The 4,977-nt window shown below is 37.0% G+C and carries 5 protein-coding genes; 4 read left to right on the top strand and 1 reads right to left on the bottom strand.

Features of this window, described 5'->3' with window-relative positions:
* Nucleotides 1-32: 32 nt before the first annotated feature.
* Nucleotides 33-164, bottom strand: coding sequence for a protein YhfH (gene yhfH, locus N178_RS26490; RefSeq protein ID WP_013055337.1), 132 nt, complete (start codon nucleotides 162-164; stop codon nucleotides 33-35).
* A gap of 228 nt (nucleotides 165-392) precedes the next feature.
* Between yhfH and N178_RS25320 the strand changes: the two genes are divergently transcribed.
* The 4 genes from N178_RS25320 (at nucleotide 393) to N178_RS25305 (ending at nucleotide 4,643) form a co-directional block, all read left to right on the top strand.
* A complete protein-coding gene (locus N178_RS25320) occupies nucleotides 393-1,124 on the top strand; it encodes an MBL fold metallo-hydrolase (protein ID WP_045295620.1) in 732 nt (243 codons plus the stop codon).
* A gap of 15 nt (nucleotides 1,125-1,139) precedes the next feature.
* Nucleotides 1,140-2,129 (top strand): lipoate--protein ligase, encoded by a 990-nt coding sequence (locus N178_RS25315; RefSeq protein ID WP_045295619.1) that lies wholly within the window; start codon nucleotides 1,140-1,142, stop codon nucleotides 2,127-2,129.
* Between the two features lie 169 nt (nucleotides 2,130-2,298).
* Nucleotides 2,299-3,828, top strand: coding sequence for a fatty acid--CoA ligase family protein (locus tag N178_RS25310; RefSeq protein WP_045295617.1), 1,530 nt, complete (start codon nucleotides 2,299-2,301; stop codon nucleotides 3,826-3,828).
* A 38-nt stretch (nucleotides 3,829-3,866) separates the two neighbouring features.
* Nucleotides 3,867-4,643, top strand: a complete 777-nt coding sequence (locus tag N178_RS25305) for an enoyl-CoA hydratase-related protein (protein WP_045295615.1) — start codon at nucleotides 3,867-3,869, stop codon at nucleotides 4,641-4,643.
* The last annotated feature ends 334 nt before the right edge of the window (nucleotides 4,644-4,977 follow it).

The following is a 4,977-nucleotide window of genomic DNA, read 5'->3' as shown; positions in this document are numbered from 1 at the left end:
CTGAAACTGTTATAAAACAGTTTCAGCTTTTTTTATTTCATGATATCTAGACAGTGATCGCATTTGTTTCCGTAGCACTCATGCTGTTCCTCGATATCGTTTCCGCATTCTACGCACTTTTTATTGGGTAATCTTTTGAAAAATTCAGTCATTTTTTCTAACATTTTAAATCCCCTCCGTTGTTTTTGTTACTAACATTGTATTATAACAGATGATAAAATGTCAATTATGTTTTATAACAATTTAGCCTATTTTGCTATTCTAAGTGGTTATTTGTTATATAACAATGAGTTATTTCGATAAAATGGCGGAAACGAGTGCCTTTCAGTTAGTTTTCAAAAAAAAGTAGGGTATACTGAACGTAATAAAAATAGTACGAAAGGGTGATTGAAATGAAAGTAACTGTTATTGGTTTTTGGGGAGGGTATCCTGCTGTTTCAGAAGCTACTTCTAGCTATTTAATTGAGCACGATGGATTTCAGCTGCTTGTTGATTGCGGAAGCGGTGCATTGGCTCAGCTGCAAAAATATGCAAATCCAGAAGAAATAGATGCTATGATTTTATCTCATTATCATCATGATCACGTGGCTGATGTCGGAGTATTCCAATATGCTCGCCTCATTCAGACTCATCTAGGGAACGCTGTTAGAGAACTTTCTATTTACGGACATACATATGATCAGGAAAGCTTCAACAAACTTACTCATAAAGGAATTACCAAAGGGGTAGAGTACGATCCCAGTCAAAAACTTGAAGTTGGGCCTTTTACAATCGAATTTATGAAAACAAAACATCCAGTCGTTTGTTATGCCATGAGAATAAGTGCTGGCAATCAAACCGTCGTGTATACAGCGGACTCGAGCTATTTAGAAGAATTTGTTTCCTTCTCAGAAAATGCAGATCTTCTTATTTGTGAATGTAATTTTTATGCTAGCCAAGATGGAAGCGGCGCTGGACACATGACAAGTACAGAAGCCGGTACACTTGCTTCTAAAGCAAGTGTCAAACAACTCATGCTTACTCACCTTCCCCACTACGGCGAACATCAGCAGCTAGTAGAGGAAGCTGCTGCTCATTATCGAGGTACGCTCACGTTAGCTGAATCAGGATACGTATGGGAATAACAAGGAGGAAAATGAATGTTATTTATTGATAATCAAAAAAATTATGATCCCCGAATTAATTTAGCAATTGAAGAGTATGCGCTCAAGCATCTAGATATTAATGAGACATATCTGCTGTTTTATATTAATGAACCTTCTATTATTATTGGAAAAAACCAGAACACCATTGAGGAGATTAATACAAAATATGTTGAAGATCAGCATATTCATGTAGTGAGACGTCTATCTGGAGGCGGTGCCGTTTATCATGATAAAGGAAATTTAAACTTCAGCTTTATTACGAAAGACGATGGAAATAGCTTTCATAATTTTAAAAAGTTTACCGAGCCAGTCGTGGAAGCGTTAAAGAAATTAGGAGTTAATGCTGAGTTAAGCGGACGAAATGATTTAATGGCCGAAGGACGTAAAATTTCTGGAAATGCTCAGTTTTCGACGAAAGGAAGAATGTTCAGCCATGGAACTCTTCTTTTTGATTCAGAGATTGAAAACGTGGTATCAGCGTTAAAAGTAAAAAAAGATAAAATTGAATCCAAAGGCATTAAGTCTATTCGAAATAGAGTAGCAAATATCAGCGAATTTTTAGAACAGAAAGTAACGGTGGAAGAATTTAGAGAAATGCTGCTTCGGTATATCTTTGAGGGAGAAGAAAATATAACAGAATATAAACTAACGGAAAAAGATTGGGAAATGATTCATCAAATTTCTAAAGAGCGCTACCAGTCATGGGATTGGAACTATGGAAAATCACCTAAATTTAACTTACAGCACTCTCACCGCTTTCCTGTGGGACAAATTGACGTTCGTTTAGAAGTGAATAAAGGGAAAATCGATGCTTGCACCATTTATGGAGATTTCTTTGGAGTGGGGGATGTCCAGGAAGTACAGGAAAAATTAACAGGTGTTCGTTATGAAAAAGCTTCTATTGAACAAGCTTTAGAAGACATCGATATTCCACATTATTTTGGTAATATTACAAAAGAAGAGTTTGTTGAATTAATCTATTAAGAAAAAAGTCTGCTACGTCAGGCTTTTTTTCTTTTTAAACAGATGAGTCTTGTCAATAGAACAGCAGTAACATTATAATAGAATAGAAGAAGTAAGAATTTTTCCATTATTATGACTTAATAATGAATGGTTGTTCATTCATTCGTTATTAAAAGGAGGAAGTTATGAGATGAATTTGTCAGCACAGCTTCATAACACAGCTGAGCAATTTCCACAAAAATCGGCATATGTTTTTATGGATCAGGAAACATCTTATGCAGATCTTGATGCATCGGTATCTAAGTTTGCTAATGGTCTGAAGCAATTAGGTGTAAAAAAAGGAGATCATATCGCTTTGATTGTCGGCAACTCGCCTCATTTTGTTATTGGATTGTACGGTGCCCTTCGAGTAGGAGCTACCGTTATACCCATTAATCCTATTTACACAGCGGATGAAATTAGCTACATGCTTCAGGATGGAGATGTAAAAGGAGTTATTGCGGTTGATTTACTTCTCCCTGTTTTAAAGAAAATCATTGGACACACTCCATTTTTGGAACACGTTATCTTATGTGAAACGACAGATACAGTGGAAAATATCCCTTCTTATTTTCACACGTTTTCGCAGGTTGTAAACAGAGGGGAAGCTACATATGATTTTCTGGAGTTAAAAGAAGAAGATGTGGCCATCATTCTGTATACGTCAGGAACGACTGGAAAACCAAAAGGAGCTATGCTTACGCATAAGAATATTTATTCAAACGCTCAAGACGTAGCAGATTATTTAAGTATAAATGGGAATGACCGAGTCGTAGCTGCTTTGCCGATGTTTCACGTATTTTGTTTAACTGTTTCATTGAATGCGCCTTTAATGAATGGAGGAACGATATTAATTGAACCAAAATTCAGTCCATCTTCTATATTTGAATTAATTCAAAATCGACAAGCGACTATTTTTGCTGGTGTTCCGACAATGTATAATTTCTTACTTCAGCATGACAAAGGGAAAAAAGAGCACTTTCACACGGTAAGGCTTTGTATATCAGGCGGGGCATCAATGCCGGTGGCACTTCTAACCCATTTTGAACGTAAGTTTGGAGTAATGGTAGCAGAAGGGTATGGATTATCTGAGGCTTCTCCTGTGACGTGTTTCAATCCGATTGACCGAGAGAGAAAAGCCGGTTCTATAGGCACATCTATTATGAATGTTGAAAATAAAGTGGTAAACGAACTAGGAGAAGAAGTGGAAGTAGGACAAGTCGGCGAACTTATCGTCAAAGGCCCTAACGTGATGAAAGGGTATTACAAGCTTCCTGAAGACACGGAATATGCTCTCCGAGATGGTTGGCTGTATACAGGTGACTTAGCAAGAATGGATAAGGAAGGTTATTTTTATATCGTTGACCGTAAAAAAGATTTAATTATTGTAGGAGGATATAATGTTTATCCTCGCGAAGTAGAAGAAGTGCTATATGCGCATCAGGATATTGTAGAAGTGGCTGTTATCGGAGTTCCTGATCCTTCTTTAGGTGAATGTGTGAAGTGTTACGTGGTGTGCAATAATCAAGAGATAACGGAAGAGAAGCTTATTGCCTACTGCAAAGAGCATCTTGCTAAATATAAAGTGCCAAGTGAAATTGAATTTTTAAAAGAACTTCCTAAAAATACAACGGGAAAAATTTTAAGGCGTGCACTGAAGCAGCAGGTATCTCAGGAGTGATGAAATGAAAGCGATTTCAAGTTGGAGGTGGTAAAAGAATGTCATCTATTTCTTATGAAATAAAGGGACACGTCGCCCATGTGATACTGAACCGTCCGGAAGCGATGAATGCTTTTAATTACGATATGCTTAAAGAATTGGAAGAAGTAATTGAAGGGATTCGTATTCAAAAAGATGTTCGAGTTGTAACGTTTAAAGGGGCAGGTGAAAAATCTTTTAGTGTAGGTGCCGATTTAAAAGAACGTAAAACCCTCTCTGACCAAGAGGTAAAGCGCAATATTTACAAAATAGGAGAAGTGTTTTCTAAGATAGAGCAGCTTCCTCAGCCAACGATAGCAATCATCAACGGATATGCATTTGGAGGAGGAATGGAGCTTGCTTTAGCATGTGATTTCCGGATTGCTTCAACAGAAGCGCTTATGGGTTTAACGGAAACAAGCTTAGCGATTATACCAGGCGCAGGAGGAACACAGCGTCTCCCCCGCTTAGTTGGGGAAGCAAAAGCAATGGAACTAATTTTAACAGCTCAGCGCCTCACGGCATCAGAAGCGAAAGAATGTGGTCTAGTAACGAAGGTAGCTCCTGGATATCAAATAGAAGAAACAACAGATATTTTTATCTCGCTTTTATTGAAAAATGGGCCAATTGCAATTCAGCAAGCAAAATTTGCTATCAAAGAAGGAATGAAGGCTGATTTGCAGACTGGTTTGCAAATTGAACGAAAAGCATATGAGTTAACAATTCCGACAGAAGATCGTCTAGAGGCGCTTCAAGCATTTGCTGAGAAGAGAAGACCTAGTTTTAAAGGGAAATAAGAAAGGGCTGTCTAATGGACAGCTCTTTTTCAATTTCTTGATAAATGAAGAAATTGAAAAAGTGAAGAGTTCAAGAATATAGAAGGCAAAGTTTAAACCTAGCTTTTGCCTACAATATAATGATATGATCTAGATAAAACAGCTATCTGAATCAAAAAGTAATGGTTTCGAATTTTTTTCTTAAAAACTGTTGACTTTAATAAAGATATATTTTATTATTATAAAGCGTCGTTGAGACATAACGGTAACAACGAAGCTGAAAAAAGAATTTTAAAAAGTTGTTGACATTACGTCGGTAACTTGATAAGATAATAAAGTCGCTTAAGAGCGGCAG

Origin of the sequence: Priestia aryabhattai B8W22, assembly GCF_000956595.1 — a bacterium.
Taxonomy (GTDB): domain Bacteria; phylum Bacillota; class Bacilli; order Bacillales; family Bacillaceae_H; genus Priestia; species Priestia aryabhattai.
The sequence above is the reverse complement of the archived record's forward strand: the minus strand, read 5'-3'. Positions and strand labels throughout refer to the sequence as shown.